At 68.4% G+C, this 905-nt stretch carries 1 protein-coding gene; it reads left to right on the forward strand.

All coding sequences use genetic code 11. The features are described from left to right. Positions 1 to 905: TonB-dependent receptor domain-containing protein (locus DAI20_RS19245; protein ID WP_159085123.1), on the forward strand; the 905-nt coding region annotated here is incomplete at both ends.

Below are 905 nucleotides of genomic sequence, written 5' to 3' on the forward strand. Positions count from 1 at the left end.
GTCGCCTTCGCCTATGGCTGCTACTACGCCGTGCAGTGCGCCGATGGCAGCGTGCCGGGCAACTACTTCGCGCCCAACGGCGACTACGACGTCTACGACTACCGCAGCCCGGACGATACCCGCCGCAACCAGCAGGCCCGTGCCGAACTGCGTGGCCGCTTCGAGACCGGCAGCGTCGGCCATGAGCTGACCCTCGGCGCCGACTACTTCCGCCGCACCGTGGACAGGCGCCCGAGCGTCAACGAGTACGTTGGCACCACCAACATCCACGACGCACCCGTGCCGGTGTTCGCGCCGTCGCCGAAGATGCCGGGCCCGTCCGCACGTCGCCTGGACAGCCGCCAGACCGCGTTCTTCGCGCTGGACCGGATGAGCTTCGGCGATGACTGGCAGTGGCTGGCGGGTGGCCGCTTCGTGCGCCTGGACGAGCACGCCTACGACAAGCGTGGAAACCCGCAGCGGCACAGCCGCCTGTCGCGCTTCCTGCCGCAGACCGCGGTGGTGTGGAAGGCCACCGACCAGCTCAACGCCTATGCCAGCTACGTGCGCGGCATTTCACTGGGCCAGGAAGCGCCGTTCTGGACCAGCAACGCCGACACCTTCCTGCCGTCGGTGCAGTCGCGGCAGCTGGAAGTGGGCGTGAAGTACGTGCCGGTCGAGGCGCTGACGCTGGGCGCGGCGCTGTTCCGCATTTCGCAGCCGTACCAGTACGCCAAGCCGGACAACAGCGACGTCGGCTACACCTTCGTCGAAGAAGGCACGCAGACCCACACCGGCCTGGAGCTGACCGCCAACGGCCAGCTGACCGATGCGCTGCAGATCGTTGCCAGCGCCAGCGTACTGCAGGCGCGCGCGCGCGACACCGGCACGCCGGCCTATGAAAGCCATCAGCTGGTGAACGTGCC

This window comes from Planctomonas deserti, assembly GCF_003067705.1.
Lineage (GTDB): Bacteria > Actinomycetota > Actinomycetes > Actinomycetales > Microbacteriaceae > Planctomonas > Planctomonas deserti.